Raw genomic sequence first — 23,874 nt, 5'->3', positions numbered from 1 at the left:
TAGCATTGTTTTGGTTTCTAATAGCATCGTCTCACTCTGTCGCTCGGCTCGCTTCCGTCGAGGGCGTCCCGAACCGTCGCGTAGGTTCCGGCCAGCGTCCCGACGACGCCGAGTCCGTAGAAGGCGACGAGCGGGTGGGACTCCCGTCGGACGTGCTTCTCGGCGAGTCGCCACCCGAACCCCTTGGCCAACAGCGCCGACAACTGCGGGACGAACGTCGAGTACCGGATGCCGCTCTCTTCGTCGCCGTACTCGGCGGGCATCGGCACGTCGGCGACCCGCGCGTCGGCCACGTTGAGGTGGACCAGCATCGCGTTGGCGAACCCGTAGTCGTCGAACACCGAATCGACGGTCTCGTCCGCTCTCGCGCCGGAATTGCTCGTCTCCGTCGCGCTCGCGCCCGAACCGCCCCCGGCGGCGTCCGGTCCGGACTCGTCCGGACCGGACGCGCGGAACTCCCCGCGCCGTCGGCCACTCTGTCGCCGCGCCCGTTCGTCCGCCGCGCCGCGGACCGAATCGCGGCCCACGTCGCGTCCGTCGAGGCGTCGTCTACCGGGTACACTCGGTCCACGAACGCCGGAATCGTGTCGATTACCTCGCCGACGAACCCCGCTTCGTCGTGCGCGGGGACGACGACGGTGACGGTCTTCTCCCGGTACATCCGTTAGCCGCTCCCGATGGTGTAGACGCGGTGGTCGGTGTCGTCGAGCGCGAGGCTCTGGCGGCCGTCCACGACCACCAGCGGGTCGAATCGGTCCCACGAGACGCTCTCGAACTCCTCGTGGGGCGTCACCAGCACCACCGCGTCCAAGTCCCGTTCGTAAAGCCTATCCTGCGATACCTTTTCGGCGGCGAACCCCTCGGCGTCGTCCAGCATGGGGTCCACCGCGAGGACTTCCGCGCCGAGGTCCGAGAGTCGCTCTGCGATTGGTTCGGCGGGCGTGGCGCGGGTCTCCTCTACGCCCGGCCGGTAGGTCAACCCGAGAACCGCAATCGTGGCGTCCTCCGGCGACTTCCCTTCGGCGTCGAGTTCGCGGGTCAGCGTCTCGACGGTGAACCGGGGCATCGAGTCGTTGACCTCGCGGGCGGTTTCGAGTAGCGGCGAGTCGGCGTCGAAGCCGTTGATGACGAAGTAGGGGTAGTAGGGGATGCAGTGGCCCCCGACGCCGGGACCCGGAGAGTGAATCTCGCAGAACGGTTGGGTGTTGGCCGTCTCGATGGCCTCGTTCACGTCGATGCCCAACTCGTCGGTCAGCGTGGCGAGTTCGTTCGCCAGCGCGATGTTCACGTCCCGATAGAGACCCTCGAACACCTTCACCGCCTCCGCGGTGGTGGCGTCCGAAACCGCCAGCACGTCGTTGTCGGTGAGTTCGCCGTAGACCAACTCGGCGACCCGCGTACTCTCGTCGTCCGCGCCGCCGACGACTTTCGGGTACGCCCCGCGGATGTCTTCGAGCGCCCGCCCGCTGGCGGTTCGCTCGGGGCAGAACGCGAGTCCGAACTCGTCGTGTCCGGCCGCGTCCGCGAGCATCGGTTCCAGCAGGTCCTCGCAGGTCCGGGGCGGCACCGTACACTCCACGATTACGAGGTCGCCGGGGTCCAAGCCCGACCCGATGTCCTCTGCGACAGACCGGAGGATGGAGAGGTCGGCCTCCCGGTCGTCGGTGATGGGCGTGGGCACGATGACGACGTGAATCGCGGCCCGACTCGCGGCCGCCGCCGGGTCGTCGGTCGCCTCGAACGCGCCGTCCGCGACGGTTTCGGCGACCAACTCCGGCAGACCGGGTTCGCGCTCGACGTGGCACTCGCCGTCGTTGACCGACGCGACCACCTCGCGGTCCACGTCCGCGCCCACGACGTTGCCCGACACGTCGGCGTACACCGCCGCGAGCGGAAGCCCCATCTTGCCGAGACCGTACACCCCGACCGGGACCCGGCCCGACCGGAACGCCTCTCGCTGGTCGGACTCGGGCGCGTCACTGCCGTACAGGTGGACGACCTCCTGTAGACTCACCGGACGCTCACCTCCGCCTCCGGTCTCTCGTCGGCCGCGATGCCGTCGATTTCGCGCGCGACTTCGAGGACGCGCAGGCCGTCCTCGCCCGAGACCACCGGGTCGGCCTCCGAGGTGGCGGCGGCGACGAACGACTGCAACTGGTTTTTGAGCGGTTCGCCCGTCTCGACGGTGGGTCGCTCCACGATGCTCTCGTGACGGTAGCGCACGTCGCCGTTGTCCTCGATGTACTCGGGGAGCGAGTGGCGGTGAATCTCGACCGAGCGGTCGATGTAGTCCACGTTGACCCGACACTCCTCGGCGGTAATCGAGAGCTTTCGGATTCGTTGCTGAGTTACCCGACTCGCGGTCAGCGTCGCCACCGCGTCCGGAAATTCGAGGCTCGCCGTGGCGTACTGGTTGTTCCTGACGCCGCGGGCGTTCACCTCGTCGGGTTCGCCGTCGAGAATCGCCAACACCACGTCGATGTCGTGAATCATCAGGTCGAGTACCGCGCTCTCGTCCACCTGTCGGTCGCCCGGCGGCGGGCCGAGTCGCTGGGCGTCCACGGCGATTACGTCGAGGTCGGCCACGATGTCCGCGAGCGTCCGAATCGCCGGATTGAACCGCTCGACGTGGCCGACCTGAACCGTCACCCCCGCTTTTTCGGCCCGGTCGAGCAGTTCCCTGCCGGTCTCGGGGTCGTCCACGAAGGGCTTCTCGACCAGCACGTCAACCCCGTGTTCGATGCACTGGGACGCTATCTCGGCGTGGAACTGGTTGGGGACCGCGATGGACGCCACGTCCGCGGCGCGGACGAGCGCTTCCATGTTCATCGCGCGAGTCCCGTGGTCGGCGGCGACCTCGCGGGCCTGTTGGTCGTCCACGTCGAAGACGCCGACGAGGTTCACGTTCGGGAGTTCGCTGTACACTCGCGCGTGGTGACGACCCATGTTGCCGACGCCGACGACGGCGGCGTTCGTCGCGTCCGGGGAATCAGCGTTCATACTCTTGGATGGCGGAGGCGATGGTTCGGAGGTCCTGTTCGGAGACGTTCGGGTGGACCGGAAGCGAGAGTACCTGTTCGGCGGTTCGCTCGGCGACCGGTGCGGCGTGGGCCACGCCGTCGTAGGCAGGTTGGTCGTGGATTGGCGTCGGGTAGTAGACGCCCGTGCCCACGCCCGCCTCGTCGAGGTACGCCGCGAGTCCGTCCCTGTCGTCGGTCCGGACCGTGTACTGGTGGTAGACGTGTTCGCAGTCGTCGGGGACGGTCGGCGTCACCACGTCGGCGTCTGCCAGCGAGTCGGTCAGATACGCCGCGTTCGACCGGCGGGTCTCGTTGTAGTCGGGTAGTCGGTCGAGTTGGACCCGACCGATGGCCGCGGCTATCGAGGTCATCCGGAAGTTGTGGCCGACCCGGACGTGTTCGTAGCCACCCTCGGGCGGTCGCCCGTGGTTGACGAAGCTACTCGCTCGCTCGGCCACGTCGTCGCGGTCGGTCGTTATCATCCCGCCCTCGCCCGTGGTCATGTTCTTGGTCGGGTACATCGAGAAGCAGGCGGCGTCGCCGAACGACCCGACGCGCCGACCTCGGTACTCCGCGCCGTGGGCTTGGGCGGCGTCCTCGACCACGGCGAGTCCGTAGTCGTCGGCCACGTCGAGGAGGTGGTCCATCTCCGCGGGGAGACCGTAGAGGTGGACCGGCAGGACGGCGGCCACGCCGTCCTCGCGCCGGGCGACTTCCTCGACTGCCGTCGGGTCGAGGTTGAAGGTGTCCGGGTCGATGTCCGCGAACACCGGCTCTGCGCCCGCGAGTCGAATGGCGTTTGCACTGGCGATGAACGAGAACGGCGTCGTCACCACCTTGTCGCCCGGTCCGATTCCGAGCGCTTCGAAGGCGGCGTGGAGCGCCGTCGTCCCGTTACTCGTAGCGACGCCGTGGTCGGCCTCGCAGAACGCGGCGAACTCCGACTCGAACTCCCGGACTCGGGGACCGTCGGCGATTCGGCCCGACTCGATGACCTCCCGGACGCGCTCGACTTCGCGCTCGCCCAGTTCGGGGTCGGCGATGGGAACGTCGGTCATGCGATGTCGTTCCCCCCTTCCAGCACGTCGGGAAGCGGCCGATGCTCGGCGGGCGCACCCAGCGCCAGCGTCTCCGGCGGTACGTCGTCGGTCACGACTGCCCCGGCCGCGACGAACGACCCCTCGCCGACGGTCACGCCGGGCAGGATGGTCGCGTTCGCACCGACCGAGACGTGATTTTCGAGCGTCGGACCTTCGAGTTCCACGTCCTTCCGAATCGGGTAGGGGTCGTTGGTCAGGACCGCGCGGGGTCCGACGAACACCTCGCTCCCGATGGTGGTGTCGGTCGGGACGTAGACGCCCGTCTGGAGGCTGACGTGCGACCCGATGGTGGTCGTCCCGTCGATTACGGTGTCGGTGCCGACTACCACGTCGTCGCCGATGGTGGTGTTCTCGCGCACGAGAACGCGGTGGCCGGTCGTGAAGTCGTCACCGATTTCAACGTCGGCGTAAACGATGCTCCCGGAGCGAATCGTGGCGTTGTCGCCCAGAACCGGCGGCGAAGCGTCGTCGCGGTGGCGGTGGCCGACCGTTGCACCGGGGGAGACCTCGCAGTCGTCGCCGAGTCGGGGGTCGATTCGGTCGTCGGTGTCCGACCGGGTATCGGCTTTAGCCACGCGGACGCACCTCCGCGTCGGAACGGGGGACCGGTCGAGCGATTGCAGTCGATAACGGAATCATAGTAGGTCAGTCGATTTGCCCGGCCAATCGCCGGACCGCGGGCCGGGCGTTATCGTCTCAATGCCTTGCGCACCTCTTTGTTATACGCCGCTTGGGTCGAGGGTACAGGCCGCCTATCGGGGCATAGCCGGGCGAATACGGTCGTACGGGTCGGGGTCGGAGACCGGGAACGGCGGGCGTCCCGCGTCCTCCGGCCGACTCGGGTAACTGGCGGGTACCGTGTGGCGAAGCGGCCGTACCGTGCCGTTACCCCCGAACAGCAACTGGGTAACAAAGTGACAACACGCCAATTTCGAGGGTATGCGGCGGTCTCACCTGCGGACATCCTCCCACTCCGGTGGCTCCGAACGTGCATCGCCTCCGACGACCTGCCGAATACCACGGGAGCATGTCTCGCGCTGACGAACTCTCTCAGGACGAGGTGTTCGAGGTCCTGAAGAGTCCACGACGGCGATACGCCCTGTACTACCTCCGACGGGAGGGCGGCGAGACCGAACTCTCGGACTTGACCGAACAGGTGGCGGCGTGGGAGAACGAGACCACGCCCACCGCGCTCTCTACCGAACAGCGAAAGCGAGTCTACATCTCGCTCTACCAGACCCACCTGCCGAAACTCGACGAGGCGAACATCGTGGAGTACGACCGCGACGAGGGCATCGTGCGCCTCGGCGACCGGGCGTCTGACCTCGACATCTATCTGGGCGACGTGTCCCGCGAGGAGTTCCCGTGGGACCGGTACTACCTCGGACTGGTGGGGGCCAGTTCGGTGCTGGTGGCGGCGGTGTGGCTGAACGTCTACCCCTTCAGTCTGATTCCGGGGCTGATACTGGCGACTCTCATCCTCGTGGTGTTCGGCGTCTCGGCGGTCGTCCACTACGTGGCGTACAGACGCGGCGGCGACGTGGGGACGCCGCCTGAACTCCATCGCGCGAACGGACAGGAAAATTAAGATGTTCGGAACCAGTGGCATCCGCGGACGAATCGGCGACGAAGTGACCTGCGACCTCTCGCTGTCGGTCGGCCGGGCCGTGGCCAGCGAGGGCTACGACCGGGTGGTCGTGGGACGAGACGCCCGCGAGAGCGGCGAGATGCTGGCCGACGCCGCGGTTTCGGGTCTCCGGGAGTGCGGCGCGGACGCGGTTCGCCTCGGCGAGGTGGCGACCCCGACGGTGTCCCGGAGCGTCGGGTGGGTGGACGCGGACGCCGGACTGATGGTGACTGCGAGCCACAACCCGGCCCCGGACAACGGCCTGAAGCTCTGGAACCCCTCGGGACAGGCGTTCGGCGAGCGCCAGCGCGAGGCAATCGCCTCGCGCGTGCGCGCAGAGAACTTTGAATTACGAGCGTGGAACGAACTCGGCGAGGTCGGCGAGTGGAACGAGGCGACCGAGCGCCACGCGAGGGCGCTTGTTCGCGGGGCCGCGCCCGGCGACCTCTCTATCGCCGTGGACGTGGGAAACGGCGTGGGCGGCGTCACCGCCGAGGCGCTCCGGCGACTCGGCCACGAGGTCCGGACGCTCGACGACCGGCCCGACGGGTCGTTTCCCGCCCGACCGAGCGAACCCACCGCCGAGAACTGCCGGGCGCTCTCGGAGTTCGTCGGAGCGACGGACGCGGACCTCGGCATCGCCCACGACGGGGACGCCGACCGGATGCGGGCGGTAACGGGTCGCGGCGAGTTCGTCTCGGGCGACCTCCTGCTCGCGCTGTTCGCCCGCGAAGCCGCGAGTCCGGGCGACGAGGTAGCGGTCCCGGTGGACACGAGTCTGACCGTCGCGGACCTGCTCGAATCGCAGGGCGTCTCGGTCTCGCGAACGCGCGTCGGCGACGTGTACGTGGCCGAGCGCGCGACCGACGCCGGGGTCGCCTTCGGCGGCGAACCCAGCGGCGCGTGGATTTGGCCCGACGAGACGCTCTGTCCCGACGGTCCGCTGGCGGCGTGTCGGCTCGCGGGACTGGTCTCCCGTCAGGGGTCGCTCGACGCGCTGGTCGGGGAAGTCGAGAGCTACCCGCTCCGGCGCGGGAGCGTCGAGACCGGGCAGAAAGAGGCGGTCGTAGAGCGCGTCCGCGAGCAGGTTACGGCGGCCTACGACGACGTGGCCACGATGGACGGCGTGCGCGTCGGGACCGACGACGGGTGGTTCCTCGTGCGCGCCAGCGGGACCCAACCGCTGGTCAGGGTGACGGCGGAGGCCAGAAGCGAAGCGCGGACCGACGAACTGTTCGCGGAAGCCCGGGCGCTGGTAGAAGACGCGAGTCGGTAGCGTCGGCGGGGGTCGCTGACTCTCAGATGCGGTCTATCACGTCGCACACCGAACAGGCGTCGGCGACGATGAACGCCTCCTCGCGGAGCATGTCCTCTTGTTCGGGGAGAAACATCAGGTGGCCCCGGTCGTTCTTCCGGGCGCGGATGACCTCCCAGTCGTCCATCTCGTAGCCGAGGTCCGACGGTTCCGGGTCGCGGGGGACCTCCTGCCAGCCCTCGGTCGCGTCTTGGGCGTTCTTAGGAGCCATCCTGCACCTCCACGACGGTCGAGCCTTCGAGACTGAACTGCGTGATTTCGCCCGAGAACCGGAAGCCGTCCCGACCGTTCCACACCTCGCCGGATGCGTCGCCTCCGTCCGCGGCGTCCCCGCCCTGCACCGACCCGAGGTCGGCGCTCTTGGCCGCGTCGCCGGAGACTGTCACCGTGCCGTCGCCGTTGTCGGTCACGCTGTCGCCGCTCTCGGCGACGTAGCCCGAGTCCGTGCCCGAGGTGCGCTTGCGGACGTTGCCCTCGACGGTGAACTCGTACCGGAGGTCGGCGGCGTCGTCGGCCGAGACGAATTCGAGGAGTGTGCCGGAGGAAGACGAGTCACCGGAGGAAGACGACCCGTCGCCACCGGAGTCGCTGGAGGAAGTCGAGGACGCGCTGGCGGCTTCCTCGGCGGAGGTGGGGACGCCCTCGGGCGGGGAGGTGTCGGCGGCGCTCCCGATGCGCGAGTCGTTTTGCTCGATGGAACCGCCGTCGCGGGTGGCGAGCGCGGAGCCGTAACTCCCGGTCTTCACGTCCCAGTCGTGGAGTTCGACCGGTCCGTCCCACGCCCAGACGCCGCGGGCGTTGACCGCGCCGGGCGACGAGCAGTTCGTCTCGCAACCGTTGACCGAATCGTCCACGTGGATGGTCGTGTTCCGGACGTGGCTCGTGCCAGCGGAGGAGCCGAGTCGGACGTTCGCGATGTTGTTGGAGTTGAAGTACGAGTCCTCAACGTGGACGAGTCCGGACTGACCGCGGTGGCCGGGGGCCGACCCGTAGAGTCCGTTGTTCGAGGAGTGAGCCACGTTGACCCGCCGGAACGTGAGTTCGCCCTCGTGTCCGGGGTCGTAGTGGACGTAGATACCGCCTTTCGAACCTGCCACTGCGCCGTCGCCGAGGTAGACGTTCTCCACGAGACCGGTCGCTCCCGCGCTCGGGACGCACACCTTCAGGAAGTTCTCTTCGCCGGGGTGGACGCCCTCGATGCCGACGTTGCGGACGGTGAAGTCGTCGGCGAACGCCGTGAGGACGACGCTCGCGCCGTCGGCGGTGATGTCGACGAGTTCGTTCTCGAACGCCTCGCCGTCACCGACGGAGATGCGTCGGGTCTCGCCAGCGGAAACCGTAATCGTGTCGTAGGACGACCCACTGGCGGCCGCCGCGGTTCTGGCCCCGACGACTGTCGCCGCGGCCGCGCCCGCCAGCTTGAGGTACGAACGCCGGTCGAGGGGGGCCGTTTCGGATTCGGAGTCGCGTGCCGTCTCGTCGCGTGCCATGCAGTCTTCAATGCATCATTACCGGTTGAAAAAGGTACCGACTTCCATTCAATGCTAGCTTACTGATTTAAGTTCCAATTTCCCCGGTGGGAGGACCGACCGGTTCTCGTTCCCGTCCGTTCGTCCCGACGGACCGCTCCGAGGTAAGTTCTCCCCTGCCGACGCTCGGCGGTAAGCCCTCATTTCCGGCCGCCGGTCCGCGTGAAACGTCGCGCAACGGTGACTGAAGTGACAGGTTCGTCCTCTGTTCGGCGCGCTAACCGCTAGTCGGTCGGCGGCGGTGCGCGACGGGTCCAGTTGGTATACGCGAACCGACGCGACCGACCGGGGTCGGTCGTCCGCGACGAATCGGTCGATTCGTCGCGGACGGCGCGCGGTGGAACTTCGATAGACACGTCTCTACCGTTCTCTAGAAAATAGAAATATGTCTCAAAGAACTGTAAAAGTATCTCAAGAAACGAATTTCGAAGGGTCAGGTCTCGGAAGAAGGGCACCGAGACCCGTCGTCGCAAGCGAGGGGGAGTCGCGGAGGGCGGGCGCGAAGCGGGGTGTCGCAGGCGTGTCGAACGGGAGTCGCGTGGGGGAGTGCCGAACGAGGGAGGACGCCGAGCGTCAGTCGGGGGACGCGCCGAACGCGGGTTAGGACCCGTCTTCGACGCTGATGTTGGCGGGACCGTCGAGGTCGAAACCGGTGACTTCGCCGGAGAACCGGTAGCCGTCCTTACCGCCGAACACGGTACCGGTAACCGTGCCGTCCGAAACGGTGTCGCTCTTCTGGACCGACCCGAGGTCGGTACTCTTGCGGACCGCGCCGCTGACCTCGAAGGAGTAGTCACAGGCCTGCCGGGGCCGGTTGCCGCCGTCTACGACCAGTTTGTTCGGGAGGGTCAGGTCGTCCGCGTTGACCTCGCTACCGGCGTAGCGGAGGGTCCAGACGCTCTCGTCCAGATTCATCGACGTGATGGCCCCGTCCACAAAGAAGGCGTCGCCGTAGCCGTTGCCCGCGACGCCGGAGACTGTCACCGTGCCGTCGCCGTTGTCGGTCACGCTGTCGCCCGCCTCCGCGGTGGGGTCGCCGGAAGTCTTCTTCCGGGCGCTTCCCTCGACCGTGAACTCATACTTGACCTTCGAGGCGTCGTCGGCGGCGACGAGTTCGAGCAGGTCGCCCTGTCCGTCGGTCGAGTCGCCGGACTGCTGGTCGCCGGACTGCTGGCCGTCGCCCGAGGAGGGCGAAGTCGTGCCGTCCGACGAGTCGATTTTGCCGGAGGCGGCTTCCTCGGCCGACATCGGGACGCTGGCGGGCGGCGAGGTGTCGGGACTGCCCGAAACGTTCACCTGTTCGACCGGCCCGGTGACGGGACCCTCCACGCGGCAGTTCTCCAGCGTGCCCGACCCGCTGTCGCTGGCGAACACCGCGTGGGAGCCTGTAACCGAGATGTCGCAGTTGATGGCCTTCATGCCCGACTGCTCTTTGAACCAGAGACCGCGGGCGTTGACCTGTCCGGACTGGTTCGAGGAGACGGCGTCTTGGCTCTCGACGTGGATTACGCTGTCTTTGATGTAACTGCCGGGCGTGCCGAGCCGACAGTTCTCGATGTTGTTGTTCTTGAGGAAGGCGTTCTCGACGTGAGTTTCGCCCATGCCGTGACTCTTCGAGACGCCCGCGTGGGACATGTACATCCCGTCGGCCGCCCAGCCCTGAACGTGAATGTTGCGAATCGTGACCGTCCCGTGGTTGTCCCAGTCGGACATCGCGGCGTGACCGCATCGGTCCACCGCGCCGTCGCCAAGGTAGATGTTCTCGGCCAACCCTTCGCCCTCCTCGGTGCATCGGAGGTAGAACGTGCCGTACGTCCCGCTCATGTTGTTGTTCTGGCCCTTCACGCCGACGTTTCGGACCGTCCAGCCGCTTCCTTCGGTCAGAAGCTTCACGTGCGCGCCGTCGGCCGTGATGTCGATGAGTTTGTTCTCGAACGTCTCGCCGGGACCGACCTTGATGGTCTTCTTCGAGTTGGCGGGCACCTTGATGGTGTCGTAGGACGCCGCCTTCGCGGAACTGCTCGATGCGCCTGCCGCGGCGACCGACGCGGCCGCCGCACCCGCAAGCTTGAGGTACGAGCGTCGGTTGAGGAGCGATTCTTCCGAACTGCGTTCGCGTGCCGTCTCGTCGCGTGCCATGTGATTTTCAATGCGAGCCTATCTATTCTTAAAGGTTCCGACTTCCGTTCAATGCTACATTACTGATTTAAGTGTAACGGCCGTCTGTGAAACGGTCGTAACGAAGCGTCGGAAACTGTTGCTTTCCCACGGGTAACACGGACTTAATCCACCGTTCCACCGATAGGTCTTGTTTGTCGGGTGACAGACGGCCCATAACAAAGACCGAACGAACGGTGGTAGACGGTACATGGCTGACTACCCGCAGACGAGCATGCAGACGCTGTTGGTCGGGTTGGACGCCGGGTGTCGGTCCGTGCTTGGTCCGCTGTTCGAGGCCGATGCGGTCCCGAATCTGGAGTCGGTAGTCGAGACGGGGGCGTCCGATGCGCTGGAGTCCCAGATTCCGCCGTGGACTCCGAGCGCGTGGCCCTCTCTCTACACCGGGGTCAACCCCGGTAAGCACGGCGTATTCGGCTTCCTCACGTTCGACGGCTACGACTGGGACGTGGTGAACGCGACCCACGTCCGGGAGCGAACTCTCTGGGAACACCTCGACCACCACGGCAAATCCAGCGTCGTGGTCAACGCGCCGGTGACCCACCCGCCGCGGGAAATCGACGGCGCGGTCGTTCCGGGCTACACCGCGCCCGAGGACCCCGACTGCCACCCGCCGGGACTGTTGGACGAGATTCGGGAGGAAGTCGGCGACTATCGGGTGTACGCCCCGCGGGACGCCGACGGCCGCGAGAAAGTCGAGTGGTACGAGCGACTGGTCGAGATGCGGGGCCGGGCGTTCCGGTATCTCGCCGACCGCTTCGACCCCGAGTTCGGTTTCGTCCAGTTCCAGCAGACCGATACCGTCTTCCACGAGTTCCCCGGCGACCACCGGAAGGTCCGGACCGTCTACGAGGCGGTGGACCGGCAGGTCGGCACCATCCTCGACGAGTGCAATCCCGATACCGTGGTCGTTGCCAGCGACCACGGCATGGGCGAGTACACCGGCCGCGAGTTCCGACCCAACGAGTTCCTCCGCGAGCGCGGACTGGTCGAGACGACCACCGAGGGCGAGGGGATGCCAACGTGGTCCACCATCGCCGACAACCAGTTGCAGGACGGCGAGGAGGGGAAAGTCGAGTCCGACGACGACCCGGCGCTCCTCGAACGCGGCGTAGCGGCCCTCGCTAGCGTCGGCGTGACGAGTCAACGCATCCGGGCGGCCCTCGACGCGGTGGGTCTCGCGGACTTCGTGGCCGCGCGCGTCCCGACCGAGGTGGCCCGCGCCGGGTCCGAGCAGGTGGACTTCCCGGCCTCGCGCGCGTACATGCGCGACCGAATCGAACTCGGCGTCCGGGTGAACCTTGCGGGCCGGGAACCCGAGGGGGTCGTGCCCGAGAGCGAGTACGACCGACTCTGTGCGGACCTCGTGGACCTGCTGTCGGGCGTCGAGACGCCCGACGGAAAGCCGGTGTTCGAACGAGTCGCCCACCGCGAGGAGGTGTTCTCCGGGCCGTACGTCGAGGAGGCCCCCGACGTGATTACCGTCCCGCGCGAGTACGACGAGTTCCTCTCGACGCGCGTGGGCGACGGCCGGTTCGCGCCGCCGAGCGAACCGTACAACCACAAGCGTGAGGGCATCGTGGCGCTCTCGGGCGAGGGTGTAACGACGAGCGCGGACCTCTCGGAGGCCCACCTCTTCGACGTGGCCCCGACGGTGCTGGCGACGATGGGGGTTCCGGCGGCCGACCGGATGGACGGGTCGGTTCTCCCGGCGGTGGAGGCGGTCGGCACGGAATCGTACCCCGCGTTCGACGCGGGCGAACAGGAAGCGACCGACGACGGAAACGTCGAAGCGCGACTCGCGGACCTCGGTTATCTCGAATAACATGAGTGTGACAGTAGAGCAGAAGGGTATCACTATCGGACGTGTAACGGAATTCGAACACCACGATTGGAACGACCTCGTGGACCGGTCGCCACAGGCCAGCGTCTTCCATTATCGGGAGTCGCTCGCGGTGCAGGCCGACCACGCGAACGCTCGGGTCCACCCGCTCGTCGGCTACAAGGGACAGGAACCCGTGGGGGTGTTTCCCGTCTTCGAGACTCGAAAGGGCGGGATGACGATGGCGTTCTCGCCCGCGCCGGGTCTCTGGGTCACGTACGCGGGACCGGCGCTGTTGAACCACCGGAAACTCAAGCGCCGCAAGCGCGAGCGCCGGAACAAGCGGTTCGTGCAGGGGTGTCTCGACTGGATAGACCAGCGACTGAACCCCAAGTTCACGCTGGTTCGGCCCGGTCCGGACTATCGTGACGTGCGACCCTTCGAGTGGGCCGACTTCGACATCGACGTGCGTCACACCTACTCGGTTGACCTCACGCCGGGCGAAGACGACGTGCTGATGTCGTTCTCGAGTGACGCCCGGAACAACATCCGGACCGAGGGCGACTACCGCATCTACGAGGGCGGTCCCGACGAAATCGAGGCTATCGTCTCGCAGGTCCGGGCGCGCCACGACGAACAGGACGAGAGCTACGGCGTCACGTCCGCGTTCGTCACCGACCTCTACGAGCGACTGCCCGAGGGCGCGGTCCGGCCTTACGCCTGCGAAATCGACGGCGAAGTCGCGGGCGGGATGATTGGGCTGGAGTTCGGCGACACCGTGTATCGGTGGCAGGGCGGCGCGAAACACGACCACGACCTGCCGGTCAACGACCTCGTGGACTGGGCCATCATGACCGACGCGATGGACCGCGGCGTCGAGAACTACGACCTCGTGGGCGCGAACGAGGAGCGACTCTGTGGCTACAAGGCCAAGTTCGGTCCCGAACTCCGGTCGTACTACAGCATGGAGAACGGCTCTCGGGTCACTAACGCCCTGTCGAGCGTCTACAAGAAGATTCGTTGAACTGTCCGCAACCGACGAAGGTTTTATTTTCTTCCACGAGGTATGTTAACTATCGACGGAAGCGACCGCTCCGTCCTCGATTGGTTCGTTGCTCTCGCGGCGTCTCGCCGTGACGGGGTGGGTACCGAGAGGGAAACGACTCCGGTCCCCGAACCAATGACCTCCAAAGACTCCGACTCGAAACCCGAGACCGACCCGACCAGCCTCGTGTGGGCGAAACTGCGTCTGCGCGTCGAACGCGCGAGCGTTCCGACGCTGGGCGAACTCGAAGGCGTCAAACTCGTCGTCGAGACCAACTCCGGCGGCCGCCTCGCCAAGGTGGTACTCGTCGTCCTGTTCGTCCTCGCTCTCGCGTACTTCGGAATCGTTCCGGTGCCGTGGTAATCCCGGACTGTCGGCGCGTTCAGGTCGGCCGTAATCGGCCGCAGGTGGCGTCAGCCACTTCGCTCGTCGGTCTGCGGTCGGCGCGGGTCGCGCGTCCGTTCGGCCCGACCAGCCGCCGCAATCAACTGCAACAGAAGTTGTTAAACGTCCAATGTGTGGGGGCTAAGCGCCCGACAACAATACCGCGCGGCGTCGTAGTCGTCTCCGACAGCGGTCGCGAAAACACCGGCCGCGAGACACCGATGTCGAACGAACACAACACGGTCGTTCTCGGATTCGACGCATTAGATTTCGACTACCTCGACCGCTTCGAGTCGTCGCTCCCCAACTTCGCGGCGCTTCGGGAGTCCGGCGTCGAGGCACCGCTCGAGTCTACGTTTCCGCCGTGGACCGGGAGCGCGTGGCCGTCGATGTACACCGGCACCGACCCGAGTCACCACGGGGTCTACGGCTTCTTCCACCACACCGACGACTACCCCGACGAAGACGTGTTGGTCACGCGCGACCACGTTCGGAAACCCGCCGTCTGGAACTACCTGACCGCGCTCGAAGAGCCAGTGGTCGTGTTGAACGTCCCGGTCACGCACCCCGCCGAACCGGTCGAAGGCGTCCTCGTGCCGGGGTATCTCGCTCACGAAGAGGACGCCGGATACCCGGAGGGCGTCCGCGACGAGTTGTCGAACGCTCTCGGCGAGGAGTACCGCATCTACTCGGCGGCCGAGACCAGCGAGGAGTGCGAGGACGAGCGCGGGAGTTCGCTCGACCTGATTCGGATGCGCGGGGCGGCCGCCGAGTACCTGCTGACCGAGTACGACTGGCGGGTCGCAATCGTACAGGTCCAGAAGACCGACACGGTGTTCCACGAGTTCGACGACCGCGCGACGTTCAGGCGGGCGTACGAGCGTGCGGACGACGTACTCGGGCGCGTGCGCGAGGCCGCGAGCGAGGCCAACGTCGTGGTCTGTTCGGACCACGGCATGGGCCGGGTCGATGGCTACACCGTCTACATCAACGAGATTCTGCGTGACGCCGGGTTCGTCGAGACCACGACCGACTCGTCGGGGCCGAGTCTGATGACCGAGAAGGCCACGCTGACCGGAAAAGCGGCGGACGACGTTGCCGGGGGCGGCGCGACCGGCACTCGCTCCGTCACCGGACAGGTCGTCTCGGCGGCGACGGCCACCCTCGGCCGGGTCGGGATTTCGCCGGGCGACGCCTACGCGCTGGCGACGCGCCTCGGCGTCGGCGACTTCCTCTCGGAGGTCCTGCCCTACGAGGCGGTGTCGGCCGCCAGCGAGGGCGTCGATTGGGCGAACTCGACGGCCTACTGCCGGAGCGTCGAACTCGGCGTCCGGGTGAATCTGGCGGGCCGGGAACCCGCGGGCGTCGTCACGCCCGAGGAGTACGAGGGGGTCCGCGACGAGTTGATTCGGACGCTCTCGAACCTTCGGACGCCCGACGACGACCCGGTTTTCGAGTGGGTCCGGCGGCGCGAAGACGTGTACGACGGGCCGTACGCCGAGTACGCCTGCGACGTGCTGTTCATGCCCGCGGAGATGAACCACGTCCTCAGCACGAACCTCATCGGCCAGCGGTTCGTGCCGGTAGACGACCACGACCACCAGCGAGACGGGGTGTTCGTCGCCGCGGGTCCGGCGTTCGAGGACGCCGACCCCGCCGCCGTCCCCGACCGCTTCTCGCTGACCGACGTAGCCCCGATTGCGATGGCGTCCGCGGGTCTCGACGTGCCCGCCCGGATGACCGGCGAGGTGCCCGCTGGCCTGCTCTCGGCGTCGGTCTCGCGGGCCGACTACGGCGAAGTCCCGTTCGGAACCGACGCGGCCGAGGACCCGACCGACGACGGGTCGGTCGAGGAGCGACTCAGCGACCTCGGCTACATCTGAGGGGTCCGCCGAGGGCGGATTTTCCCGTTTTCACCGGCGCGCGCTGGCGGACCCTCGTGGTCCGCCAACTCGTGCGAGGGATGACTGAACGAGCGAAGCGAGTGAAGGAATCGGTTGGGGAGGGCGTGGCCCGCGGTTGCGGTGCGGTGCTGGGCGGTTTTGATTGGTTCAAGCCCGACGCTAGTTCTCTCGTCGGAGTTCTCGTACTGTTCTCCGAACCGGTTCCCACCGCCATATTCGAGTCCGAAGCTATGCTCTAGTCCCTACCCCTCGTGCCCGGCGTCGTCGGCCAGTCCGTCTAACAGGTACTCTGCCGAGGTGCGGGTCGTCGCCATCGGCACGTCGTGAACGTCACAGAGGCGCAACAGCGCGGTGATGTCCGGTTCGTGGGGTTGGGCGGTCAGCGGGTCGCGCAGGAAGACGATGCCGTCGATGTCGCCCTCCACGACCTCCGCGCCGATTTGGGTGTCGCCGCCGATTGGTCCCGACTCCTTGCGTTCGACCGCGAGACCGGTCTCCTCGGTGATTCGCTCGCCGGTCGTGCCGGTTCCCACGAGGTCGAACGTCGAGAGGACCGACTCGTACTCGCGGGCCAGCGAGACCACGACCGGTTTTTCGTCGTCGTGCGCGATGAGTGCGACTCGGGGCATACCCGTTCGTCTGTGTGCAGGGACAAAAGCGTACGCTATAGAGAAACTTCTGGCGTGCTTTGAGAAACAAAATGATTTCTTTCGCAACGAAAAAATAGTCCTCTACCTCGGCTAGCACGACCCGTCGGTTCGGACGCCGCTGGTCGTCACCGTCGCGTCCTCGCTCCGAATCGCCTCGCCGGTCACGTCGATGGTCGAGTTCCGGACCGAACACCCCTCAGAGTGGGCCACCGAGACGCCGTGGCGCGACCCGCGGGGGTGGCGGACGCAGACGTTCTCGAAGCGACAGTCGTCCCGGCGGTTGGCCCGGACCGCGGTGCCGTCGCTCGCAGTGCCGACTATCCGGACGTTTCGGGCCGTGAAGCGCGTCCGCGACGGGAGCGACTCCATGCTCGGGATGCGCTGGCCGCGCATGCTCTCGATGGGGTTCCGGACGTGGAGGGCGTAGGCGTCGGTGTCGGTCCGAATCCGGGTGTTCTCCACCACCGCCTCGCCGAACTGCCGTCCCACGACGATGCCACCCGAACTGTAGGTGCCCGTGAGGTCGGTGACGGCGATGTCGCAGTTCTCGACGCGGACGAATCCGCCCTCTTCGGCCCAGATACCACGCATGTTCGGCTTGTTCCGGGGCCGTCTCGGGTTGTCCACGCGCACGGTCACGCCCCGGACGAGTGCGCCCGCCGTCCCGCCGCCGACGCGGACTTGCTCGATGCCGTTGTTGGCGTAGTAGCCTCCAATCACCCGGAGCGGTCCGGAGTGGTACGCGGCGTACAGGCCCTCCTTCCAGTGTTCGACCCGGCAGTTCCGGAAGGTCAACCGGCCGACGCTCTCGGGGTAGACGTAAATCGCGTGGCCGTTCGCCGACCCGTCGGGCATCGAGAGGTTCTCGAACCGGAGGGTCGCGTCCGGGGCCACCGCCTCGACTTCGAGGGCCGTCGTCGCCGCGGGACGGTGGCCCCGGACCGTCACGTCCCGGACGACGTTGGTGCCGCCCGACACCGATAGGTGGGTGATGGGCGCGACGTTCTCGCCGCGACAGTCGATGGTGAACCCCGCGAACAGAAAGTCCCGGAGGTCGCCCCACATCAGCCAGTAGTTCTGCTCGCCCTCGGGGGGAACGAGCGCGGCGTCCTCGCCCACGACGCCGAGGTTCCGATAGCCGGTCGCTCGCCACTCGGTGAGTCGGTACCGTCCCGGCGGGAAGTACAGCAGGGTGTCGTCGCCGGTTCGCCCGTCGAGAATCGAGTCGATTGGCTTCCCGCCCGTCGGGTCCGCGCCCGCGTCGGCGACGTTCACTACGGTTCCGTAGTCCGCGGCCTCGACCAGTTCGGCGGTGGTCGTCTCCCGTCGCTCGGGGTCGCCGCGGGAAGTCGTCTCCGCGGTCCCGACTTCACGCGGCGTCTCGCGCGCCGTCGTCTCGGTCGTCTCCCGCGTGGTCTCGGTCCCGAACTCGCCGCACCCCGCCAGCAATCCGGCCGTCGCCGTCGCTCCGACGGCGCGGAGATACGCGCGCCTCGTCGCCGAACGCTCGTCACCGTTCACGCCTTCCTCTCCGATAGTCGATACCTTTGTTATGGTCGGCCTGTGGCCCGCTACGGGGAGGCTTCGGTCTCGGTCGGCCTGCCTCGGCGACGGAGCCACGACCACAGCGACCCGAACGGCGGTGCGCCGTCGGCCACCCACAGCAGGACGACCGACGCCAGCAGGCCGAGTTCGACCGCGACGTACGCCGACACCTCCCCGCCCGCCAACTCCGAGACGTATCGGGCGAACAGCGTCCGGACCATCTCGGCGAACCCGACGCTCGTCTCGGACGCCGACGCCGGAACCACCGGCCAGAACAGGAAGTCGTAGTTCGGGACGCCGCCGACGAGAACCGGATAGAACACGTCGCCCGGCAGGTGGCTGAGATAGCCGAATGCGAACGCCGCGCCGACCCTCGGCCGCCCGAGCGCCCACGCGAGCGTGACCGCGAGCGCCGCGGCCGGGAGTGCCGCGAACAGCGAGTGGGCCAGCGAGTGACCCGACGGCAGGACGCCGAACGTCCACGCCAGCGGCTTGTCCACGAGGTCGGGGAACTGCGTGCCGAGGGCTACTGCGACGACCGGCCACGCGCGCGGCGCGGTGCGTCCGAGCGCGCGGACCGAAAGCGAGTAGCAGAGATAGCCGACTGCGAGGTGTTCCCACGGCCACATGAGAGAGCTACGCGGTCACGTTCACCCAGACGTGGACGCGTCGGTAGGCGTTGTCGGTGGTCGGTTCCGCCGGGGGTTCGCCCTCGTAGACGAGGTAGACCAACCGGAGGTTCCGGCCGGTCATCGTCGGCGTCACCTCGTGGGTGGTCCGCCACTGCTGGCCCGCGCCGACCGTCGGCGTGAACGTCGCCAGCGTTCGCTCCTGTAGCACCTTCGCGCTCCCGTCGCCCGACTGCCTGACTCGCTGAAGTTCGACCACGACCGAGTAGTCTGTGCGCTCGCCCTCGCGGTTGTTCAGTTCGACTACCAGTGGCCTGCTCTCGCCTCGCTGGAATTCCTTCGGGTAGTCGTCGGCGACGAGTTCGCCGGTCTCGTTCTGCGAGAGCAGGGAGACGCCGGTAAACTCCTGTCCGCCCCCCGGCGCGGCGACGGCGTAGCCCATCGCGGCGAACGAGACGAGGACGGCCGCCGCGAGTCCGACGTTGACGGCGCGGTCGGCCAGCGACCCGGTGGAGACGGCCCGGCGACCGCTCGCGGACCACGCTCGAATCGGAAGCGAGAATCGCCGGTCGGCCGGACGCCGGAGTCGCCGAACCGCCGCGGCGACCGAGAGTCCGGCCGCCAGTCCCGCCACCGACAGCAGGACAGTCGCGGGCGCGATTGTCCACGGCGAGAGCGCGAGTGCGACCCCGACGAGCGGCAGGAGCGCCACGCTGAGACCGAACCCGAGCGCGGCGCGTTCGCTCTCGACCAGTCCGTGCTGGCGGACCTCGGTGAGGGTCCGACCGCTCGCGGCGTCGTCGGGGACCGCGCCGGGGAATAGCAACGAGACGAGCGCGTACCCCGGCGCGAACAACAGCAACGGCAGGCCGACAGCAACTGCCAGCGGAGACCCGTACACGCCGGGTTGGGACAGAACGACCACCGCGACTGCGGCGTAACCGACGACCGCCAGCAAGTCTACCGGGAGCGCCGGACGCGCGAGTCGCTCGACCAGCGTCCCGTCGGGCGTTTCGTGACTCATGAGTGGTTCGGCGAGGCGACGACGTTCGTTCGAGACCGACCGAAGGCGGTTCGACGGCTCATTACGTCGGCAAACGCGAGGTTGCCACTTTGTTATCTGGCGACTGTGGGGGTATAGCTCCGGGCTACCGACGTTTGGAGACAGTTGCGACGCTCTCAACGTCGCCGCCTTCGGGGGTTCGAGACCCGACGAAACGACGGTCAGGTGGCGATTACTCGCTTTCAACGCACGTATAACAAAGGCTCGGACGGCGACACATACGAACTAACGTTCGCTCCGGCGTTCTCTGACCGGAGAGAGCGACTACAACGGGGGAATAAAACCCCGAAACCATCCAATACCATGTTCTCGAACGACGATAGAGCGACTCCCGAACGGAGGACGGAAGCGTGAAACGAGCGGTTTGGGCGACCGTGTTCGCCTTGCTCGTCGTCGCGGCCCCGATTACCGGACCGGCCGTGGCCGCGAGCGCACCCGACGACGCGGGCAACTCCGCGGACGACTCGCCCGGCGAGTCGTCCGCCCCGTCCGAGCGATGGACGCGGACGCTCGGCGGCGGCGACGACGACAAACTGGCGACCGGTCTGAAAGTGGACGACGGCTACCTCGTGGTCGGGTGGTCGAACAGTTCGGCGGACGACGGCCACGACGACGGCTACGTCGCCATGCTCGACCGGGCCGGACGAACCACGTGGGAGAACACCTACGGCGGGCCGGGAACCGACCGAATCTACGACGTAGAACGCGTCGAAGACGGCTATCTCGTCGTCGGGATGGCGACCGAAGAGTCCGGGGAACCGTGGCGAGGGTGGCTGATGAAACTCGGTTCCGACGGCGAGAAGCGCTGGGAACGGACCTACGGCGAACGCGAGGCCGGAGCGTTCTGGTCGGTCGCGAGCTCCGAGGGCAAGACCTACGTCGGCGGGTGGCAGGACGACGGCGGGTCCGCCGAAGGTTGGCTGATGGAAGTGGACGCCAGCGGGAACGAGCAGTGGAGCGAGACCTACGAGACTGGTCGCTCGGGTGCCGACGAGTACGTCAACTCGGTGTTCGTGACGGTCGACGACGAACTACTCCTGACCGGAACCACCGAGGGGAGTTCCGCGGACCCGGCCGACGCGTGGGTGCTTCGGGCCGACGGCGACGGCGACGTGGAGTGGAGCGAGACCTACGGCGGGGCCGAACTCGACAGGGTTCACGACGCGACGGCGGCGTCCGACGGCGGGTTCGTCCTCGCCGGGCGGACCGCGAGTCGGGGCAACGGCGGGGAAGACGGTTGGTTGCTGAAGATTGGCGGCGACGGCGAGAAGCGATGGGAGCGCACCTACGGCACCGACAAGTCCGACGCCTTCTTCGGGATTCACGACGACCCCGACGGCGGATACGTCGCCTCGGGCACGAAACACGTCCTCGGTGACGCGGGCGCGGACGGATGGGTCATGAAGACCGACGCCGCAGGTAAGCGCGACTGGCAACGAACCTTCGGCGAGAACTACTGGGACAAACTCTGGCCGGTCGTGGAGGGTCACGGCGGAGGCTACCTCGCGGTCGGCGAGTCCACGAGTTACGGCGACAACCGCGACGGGTGGGTCGTCCGGGTCGGTGGCCCCGCAGTCGCGGCCATCGAAGACGCCGACGCTGACGAGTCCGGGACGACAGTGCGATTCGACGGGTCGCCGGTCCGGGCGGTCACGCTCTCGGATGCGAACGTCTCGGGCGTCCTCGCGGTGGCCGAGCGGACCGACCTCTCGGCGCTCTCGCCGCCCGGCGACCCCCTCTACGCGGTGACGATGAACGGCACCGGCGCGCCCGAGGGGTCGGCGCGCGTTGAGTTCACGGTTCGGACCGAAGCGGTCGAGGCCGACCTCTCGGACGTGCGAGTCGCCCAGCGGACGGGCGAGGGCGACAACTGGTCGGTGCGCCGAACGACGGTCGTCTCGGAGACGAACGGGACCGCGGTTCTCGCGGCGGAGACCGACGGCGCGGGGACGCTGGCCGTGACTGACGTGCCCGCACCGACCGCGAGCATCGACGCCGCCGAGTCGGTGCCGGTCGGGGAGTCGGTCGAACTGTCGGCGGACGGGTCGCTGGCCGGGAACGCGACGCTAGCGAGTTACGAGTGGTCGGTCGGCGACCGGTCGGCGACCGGCGAGCGCGCGAGGTTCAGCTTCGAGAGTCCCGGCGAGCGCACGGTGAACCTGACAGTCACCGACGAGTCGGGACTGCGCGACACCGCGACGGCGACCCTCGTGGTCAACGACCGGCCGGAAGTCGGCGTTCGGACGCCCGACACCGCGACGGTCGGGAAAGCAGAGCAGTTCTCGGCCGACGTGAGCGACGACGTGGGCAACGTCACCGTGACGTGGACGTTCGGTGACGCGAGCGTGACGGGCCAGTCGGTCGAACACAGTTTCGGGTCGGCCGGGACGAAGACGGTGACGGTGGTCGTCGAAGACGAGTACGGCGCGTCGGTGAGCAAGGACGTGCAGGTTGAAGTGCGCGCGCAGGGCGACGGACCGACGACCGGTACGCAGACGGACGCCGACGGCGGCGTCCCCGGATTCGGCGTCGGCGCGGTACTGGTCTCACTCGTCGGGGCCGCACTCCTCGCTGGCCGACTCTGGGGGTGAAACGGCCCCGGAAGGTTCGTTTCGAACCGTTTTGTCGACGGTACGAACGCCGTAACCTCCCGTTACGGTCGGAACGGTGGTGTATACTAAAGGGCGTACCGCGACCAGTGGGTAGTACGTCGAACCGAACGACGGTGATTTACCCTGAGTTGGACCATCCCCACCACGGACCTCGACGAATCGTTCGAAGAGGGAGAAGTCATGTTCGCTGTCGACGACAGCGACGACGAGCGCACGACTGTCATCGCCGACGTGTCGAACGACGAGGCGTATCTAGCGATGCCCTTCGAGAAGTCGAACACGCTCTCGCAGTGGCGATAACGCGGCGACCGGTTCGTCGCTTCGGTCTCCGCTGTCGGTATCAGCGTCCGCGCGAACCGGCGCTGTCGGACGAATCGATTCTCGACGCGTTAGACCGCTACAGCGCCTCGTTCACCGAGCGAAGACGGGATGGTGAGTCGATACACGCGGACGATTCCGTCTCCGGTCAGCAGGCGTAACTCTACGCTTTGGTCGCTCGTGAGTGGCCGTTTCCGAATCGAAGTCACGTCCATCACGAGTTCGAACCTGTCGCTCTCGGTGAGAAGCGGGGCGGACGTGTCCGGGTCTCGAATCGGGACGACGGTGAATCGGTCCACCCTCTTCGGGGCGTCCGCGTCTGCCGTCGGCGCGTCCCGGTAAACGAGCGTCACTCTCCTGTCGGGACCGAGCCACGTAATCGTGACTGCGGAGAAGTCTACGTCCGTGGTCCCGTGCGCGACTGTCAGGTTCACGTAATCGACCGTCCCGTTGGCCGTGACGTTCGCGGAACCGCCGACGATTTTCGCGTGGGCCACCCCCGCGTGGTCGCCGTCCCTCCCGAAGTCCCGTTCGGGGGACTGCTGGAGAACGCCCGTGCCGACGAGTACGCCGCCGGTCGTGGCACTGAAAACGAGTGCTATCACGACGACACGTCGTATCGTACTGTCGAACTCGTCACGACGAACTTCCTCGTCCATAGTTCCGGTCTTCCGACTTCGTGTAACCTCTCGTCCTCGCTAAATAGTTAAATAAGTTATTGTTTTGCGGTGATGAGAACTGGTGCGTGGCTCGGCTCGTCCGACTCGCGCGCGTCGAGCGTCGTCCCCGACTCCACCGAACCAGAAACGGCTTTTGAGTCCGAGCGCAACGCCGACAGTATGAACGTCACACTCACTCTGCTGGCACTCCTGACGGGGTTCCTCACGGGCGCGCTGTTCACCCTCCTCGGGATTCCCATGCCCGCGCCACCGGAACTCCCCGGCGTGGTCGGCATCTTCGGCGTCTATCTCGGGTACAAGGCCGTCGAACACTTCGACGTGGGCGTGGACATCCTGTCGATGCTCGGACTCGCCGGGTGAACGACCCGCGTCTCTCCGCGGGCGATTCTCCCGCACCGACGAGTCGGCCGTCTTCGCCCTGAAAGCAACAATTTCCATTCTTAAAGACGCCCA

The 23,874-nt window shown here is 67.1% G+C and carries 22 protein-coding genes; 9 read left to right on the top strand and 13 right to left on the bottom strand.

The window, feature by feature from the left end:
* Positions 1-17: 17 nt before the first annotated feature.
* From P2T60_RS08700 to P2T60_RS08680, 5 genes are all read right to left on the bottom strand, one after another.
* On the bottom strand, positions 18-527 hold the full coding sequence (locus P2T60_RS08700; RefSeq protein WP_276282160.1) for a hypothetical protein: 510 nt from the start codon (positions 525-527) through the stop codon (positions 18-20).
* A 137-nt stretch (positions 528-664) separates the two neighbouring features.
* On the bottom strand, positions 665-2,014 hold the full coding sequence (locus P2T60_RS08695) for a nucleotide sugar dehydrogenase (RefSeq protein WP_276282159.1): 1,350 nt from the start codon (positions 2,012-2,014) through the stop codon (positions 665-667).
* Positions 2,011-3,000, bottom strand: coding sequence for a Gfo/Idh/MocA family protein (locus P2T60_RS08690; protein ID WP_276282158.1), 990 nt, complete (start codon positions 2,998-3,000; stop codon positions 2,011-2,013). Before P2T60_RS08690 ends, P2T60_RS08695 begins: the two co-directional genes overlap by 4 nt.
* Positions 2,990-4,078 carry a DegT/DnrJ/EryC1/StrS family aminotransferase gene (locus P2T60_RS08685; protein WP_276282157.1) on the bottom strand — a complete coding sequence of 363 codons (1,089 nt, stop codon included), beginning with the start codon at positions 4,076-4,078 and terminating at the stop codon, positions 2,990-2,992. The genes P2T60_RS08690 and P2T60_RS08685 overlap by 11 nt, the downstream gene beginning before the upstream one ends.
* A complete protein-coding gene (locus P2T60_RS08680) occupies positions 4,075-4,656 on the bottom strand; it encodes an acyltransferase (protein WP_276282187.1) in 582 nt (193 codons plus the stop codon). Before P2T60_RS08680 ends, P2T60_RS08685 begins: the two co-directional genes overlap by 4 nt.
* Positions 4,657-5,147: 491 nt before the next feature.
* Here P2T60_RS08680 and P2T60_RS08675 point away from each other — a divergent pair, with 491 nt between their 5' ends.
* Both P2T60_RS08675 and glmM read left to right on the top strand, forming a co-directional pair.
* The gene (locus tag P2T60_RS08675; protein ID WP_276282156.1) at positions 5,148-5,708 is read left to right on the top strand and encodes a DUF7344 domain-containing protein; all 561 of its coding nucleotides are present in this window, start codon (positions 5,148-5,150) and stop codon (positions 5,706-5,708) included.
* Between the two features lies 1 nt (position 5,709).
* Positions 5,710-7,023, top strand: coding sequence for a phosphoglucosamine mutase (glmM, locus tag P2T60_RS08670; RefSeq protein WP_276282155.1), 1,314 nt, complete (start codon positions 5,710-5,712; stop codon positions 7,021-7,023).
* A gap of 22 nt (positions 7,024-7,045) precedes the next feature.
* Here glmM and P2T60_RS08665 read toward each other — a convergent pair whose 3' ends face one another.
* From P2T60_RS08665 to P2T60_RS08655, 3 genes are all read right to left on the bottom strand, one after another.
* Positions 7,046-7,273 carry a hypothetical protein gene (locus tag P2T60_RS08665; RefSeq protein WP_276282154.1) on the bottom strand — a complete coding sequence of 76 codons (228 nt, stop codon included), beginning with the start codon at positions 7,271-7,273 and terminating at the stop codon, positions 7,046-7,048.
* A complete protein-coding gene (locus tag P2T60_RS08660) occupies positions 7,263-8,552 on the bottom strand; it encodes a hypothetical protein (RefSeq protein ID WP_276282153.1) in 1,290 nt (429 codons plus the stop codon). Before P2T60_RS08660 ends, P2T60_RS08665 begins: the two co-directional genes overlap by 11 nt.
* Positions 8,553-9,191: 639 nt before the next feature.
* On the bottom strand, positions 9,192-10,730 hold the full coding sequence (locus P2T60_RS08655; RefSeq protein ID WP_276282152.1) for a right-handed parallel beta-helix repeat-containing protein: 1,539 nt from the start codon (positions 10,728-10,730) through the stop codon (positions 9,192-9,194).
* A 229-nt stretch (positions 10,731-10,959) separates the two neighbouring features.
* Here P2T60_RS08655 and P2T60_RS08650 point away from each other — a divergent pair, with 229 nt between their 5' ends.
* The 4 genes from P2T60_RS08650 to P2T60_RS08635 all read left to right on the top strand — a co-directional run bounded on the left by P2T60_RS08650 (position 10,960) and on the right by P2T60_RS08635 (position 15,903).
* Positions 10,960-12,594, top strand: a complete 1,635-nt coding sequence (locus P2T60_RS08650) for an alkaline phosphatase family protein (RefSeq protein WP_276282151.1) — start codon at positions 10,960-10,962, stop codon at positions 12,592-12,594.
* Between the two features lies 1 nt (position 12,595).
* Positions 12,596-13,615: a lipid II:glycine glycyltransferase FemX gene (locus P2T60_RS08645; protein ID WP_276282150.1), complete on the top strand. Its 1,020-nt coding sequence runs from the start codon at positions 12,596-12,598 to the stop codon at positions 13,613-13,615.
* 156 nt (positions 13,616-13,771) lie between these two features.
* The gene (locus P2T60_RS08640; protein ID WP_276282149.1) at positions 13,772-13,999 is read left to right on the top strand and encodes a hypothetical protein; all 228 of its coding nucleotides are present in this window, start codon (positions 13,772-13,774) and stop codon (positions 13,997-13,999) included.
* A gap of 242 nt (positions 14,000-14,241) precedes the next feature.
* Positions 14,242-15,903: an alkaline phosphatase family protein gene (locus P2T60_RS08635; protein ID WP_276282148.1), complete on the top strand. Its 1,662-nt coding sequence runs from the start codon at positions 14,242-14,244 to the stop codon at positions 15,901-15,903.
* 263 nt (positions 15,904-16,166) lie between these two features.
* Here P2T60_RS08635 and P2T60_RS08630 read toward each other — a convergent pair whose 3' ends face one another.
* From P2T60_RS08630 to P2T60_RS08615, 4 genes are all read right to left on the bottom strand, one after another.
* Positions 16,167-16,553 (bottom strand): methylglyoxal synthase, encoded by a 387-nt coding sequence (locus P2T60_RS08630; protein ID WP_276282147.1) that lies wholly within the window; start codon positions 16,551-16,553, stop codon positions 16,167-16,169.
* Between the two features lie 111 nt (positions 16,554-16,664).
* On the bottom strand, positions 16,665-18,095 hold the full coding sequence (locus tag P2T60_RS08625; protein WP_276282146.1) for a hypothetical protein: 1,431 nt from the start codon (positions 18,093-18,095) through the stop codon (positions 16,665-16,667).
* Between the two features lie 50 nt (positions 18,096-18,145).
* Positions 18,146-18,748 (bottom strand): metal-dependent hydrolase, encoded by a 603-nt coding sequence (locus tag P2T60_RS08620; protein WP_276282145.1) that lies wholly within the window; start codon positions 18,746-18,748, stop codon positions 18,146-18,148.
* Positions 18,749-18,755: 7 nt separating this feature from the next.
* Positions 18,756-19,772: a DUF1616 domain-containing protein gene (locus P2T60_RS08615; protein ID WP_276282144.1), complete on the bottom strand. Its 1,017-nt coding sequence runs from the start codon at positions 19,770-19,772 to the stop codon at positions 18,756-18,758.
* Between the two features lie 389 nt (positions 19,773-20,161).
* Here P2T60_RS08615 and P2T60_RS08610 point away from each other — a divergent pair, with 389 nt between their 5' ends.
* Both P2T60_RS08610 and P2T60_RS21865 read left to right on the top strand, forming a co-directional pair.
* Positions 20,162-22,402 (top strand): PKD domain-containing protein, encoded by a 2,241-nt coding sequence (locus tag P2T60_RS08610; protein WP_276282143.1) that lies wholly within the window; start codon positions 20,162-20,164, stop codon positions 22,400-22,402.
* Between the two features lie 144 nt (positions 22,403-22,546).
* Positions 22,547-22,723, top strand: a complete 177-nt coding sequence (locus P2T60_RS21865) for a DUF7556 family protein (protein WP_420028710.1) — start codon at positions 22,547-22,549, stop codon at positions 22,721-22,723.
* A gap of 89 nt (positions 22,724-22,812) precedes the next feature.
* Here P2T60_RS21865 and P2T60_RS08605 read toward each other — a convergent pair whose 3' ends face one another.
* A complete protein-coding gene (locus P2T60_RS08605; protein WP_276282142.1) occupies positions 22,813-23,400 on the bottom strand; it encodes a hypothetical protein in 588 nt (195 codons plus the stop codon).
* Positions 23,401-23,580: 180 nt separating this feature from the next.
* Between P2T60_RS08605 and P2T60_RS08600 the strand changes: the two genes are divergently transcribed.
* On the top strand, positions 23,581-23,781 hold the full coding sequence (locus tag P2T60_RS08600) for a XapX domain-containing protein (RefSeq protein WP_276282141.1): 201 nt from the start codon (positions 23,581-23,583) through the stop codon (positions 23,779-23,781).
* The last annotated feature ends 93 nt before the right edge of the window (positions 23,782-23,874 follow it).

The organism is Halorussus caseinilyticus, from assembly GCF_029338395.1.
Taxonomy (GTDB): domain Archaea; phylum Halobacteriota; class Halobacteria; order Halobacteriales; family Haladaptataceae; genus Halorussus; species Halorussus caseinilyticus.
This window is presented reverse-complemented; position numbering and strand designations above follow the sequence as displayed.